Annotated in this window: 3 protein-coding genes; 1 reads left to right on the forward strand and 2 read right to left on the reverse strand. The window is 71.7% G+C overall.

Going from position 1 to position 1,802, the window contains the following annotated elements:
• A partial coding sequence (locus AB0J52_RS38885) for a phosphoribosyltransferase family protein (RefSeq protein ID WP_500188067.1) occupies positions 1 to 356 on the forward strand: 356 nt, incomplete at its 5' end.
• Between the two features lie 234 nt (positions 357 to 590).
• Here AB0J52_RS38885 and AB0J52_RS38890 read toward each other — a convergent pair.
• Complete coding sequence (locus tag AB0J52_RS38890; RefSeq protein ID WP_081640018.1) at positions 591 to 887, reverse strand: WhiB family transcriptional regulator; 297 nt, start codon at positions 885 to 887, stop codon at positions 591 to 593.
• 190 nt (positions 888 to 1,077) lie between these two features.
• On the reverse strand, positions 1,078 to 1,802 hold a 725-nt coding region (locus AB0J52_RS38895; RefSeq protein WP_500188069.1), incomplete at its 5' end, for a sucrase ferredoxin.

A 1,802-nucleotide genomic window follows, 5' to 3' on the forward strand; every position in this document is an offset into this window, starting at 1 on the left:
TGGCCGCCGAGCGGGCCGAGCTGGAGCGCCGCGTCCGCGCCTACCGGGGCGACCGGCCGCTGCCGGGGGTCCGGGGCCGCCCGGTCGTCGTGGTGGACGACGGGCTCGCCACGGGCGGGACGGCGCGCGCCGCGCTGGCGGCCCTGCGGCCCCTGGAGCCGGAGCGGCTGCTGCTGGCGGTGCCGGTCGGGGCGGCCGCGACGGTCCGGGACCTGGCGGGCGAGGCCGACGCCGTGGTGGCCCTCGCCACTCCCCGGCTGTTCCGCGCGGTGGGCGAGTGGTACGACGATTTCGAGCAGGTGTGCGACGCCGATGTCGTGCTGTTGCTGGAACGCGCCGGAACCACCCGCCGGTAGGGCCGAGCGGATCATGGACATGGCCCGGCGGTACTAGTCGGAAAATGGTCCCGCGCGTTTTCTGAATTGGTCGCGCACCGCCGTTGTCATGCGGTACGCGAATGCATTCCGGCGGACACGCGAACGGCCCCGCCGGAGCGGGGCCGTTGACGTTTTTCCAGGTGCGTGCCGGGGGCTTGCCGTCGGCGACCTTCGGGCTGGGCCGTCAGGAAGGGGCAAGGGTCGTGAAGCCTGCTAGGCGGCGTTGGCGCGACGCATGCGGCGACGCCGCTCGGAGGCGCGCTCGTCCTCGTTGAGGCCGCCCCAGGTGCCGTACTTCTCGGGCCGGGAGACCGCGTAGTCCAAGCACTCGCTGCGGACCGGGCAGCCCATGCAGATCTGCTTGGCCTTACGCTCCCGGATCTCGCGCTCGGGCTGGCGCTCGCCGTCCGGGCCGAAGAAGAGCACGAGGTCTTCCCCCCGGCACGCCGCGGCGTCCTGCCAGCCCCACGAGGGACGAGGGAGGTTTGCCTGCCGACGTACCTGAGCCATGGAACACCCACCTTGGTTGGTTTTACTGAAACATTTCGGGACATGGACGCTCGACGTGCTTCAGCCGGTAACGTCCGAAGCGCCGAATGGTCCAACGTCTGGAGTCGCCGCTCTTGTTCCCCACCCGGTTCACCGGGCCAGAGGGGTCGAGACGGCGGGAGACCCGCAAAATAATGGGGCCTCGGTGAGATTACACGAGGGCCGCCTCGTTGAGAAGGGTGAGGTCGGTAACAAGGAGGGTCTGGAGCTTCTCTTGGCACTCCGGACCGCATCCTCCGGACTCTTCGCCCCGTTCCACGGCCACTCGGTAACGGTTCCCTCCGGCGGACACCACCGCCTCGTACGGAGAACTCCCCGTGAGCCTCTCGACGGTCACGCCCGCCACGTCCAGGACCCCGGTCCGCGCCCGGACGGCGTGCTCGGCGGCCTGGGCGGCCTCGGGCAGTCCGGCCCGTCCGCGGAGCCGGTCGAGCACGACGGCGCCCTTCAGATACGCGGCGGCGGCGTGCTCGGCCTCAGCCGGCCCGAGGTTCCCGTAGTAGACGGCATGCGGTAGACAGACCAGATTTGCCGCATATCGATCACCTCCGACATGGGTCGTCTCCCAGACGAGGTCGCCGAAACGTTTTGTGAGGGATCGGGCGAGCGGCGCTCCGGTCCTGGCGCAGCAGGCGTTCCGCTTGCCGTGCGTGCAGACCAGGAAGACCGGCTCCTCCACGGGCTCGCCCCAGCCGGGGGGCGTCCCGGCGGCGACGGCCGCGAGGTCGAGGGAGGCGAGCTCGGCGTGGTCGTCCAGCTCGCGGGTCTCCAGCCACACGTCCGGCCCCTGCGACCAGCCCGCGTAGACCCGCAGCGGGGGAGTGGCGCGGCGTCGCCGCCCGGCCCGCCGGATGAGCTGCGGCCGCACCCCCGCCG

Source organism: Spirillospora sp. NPDC049652 (assembly GCF_040675125.1).
Taxonomy (GTDB): Bacteria; Actinomycetota; Actinomycetes; order Streptosporangiales; family Streptosporangiaceae; genus Spirillospora.

Bases quoted from the DNA above. Each gene is read 5' to 3' on its own strand.
- AB0J52_RS38890 (WP_081640018.1), bottom strand. From the start codon at position 887: ATGGCTCAGGTACGTCGGCAGGCAAACCTCCCTCGTCCCTCGTGGGGC.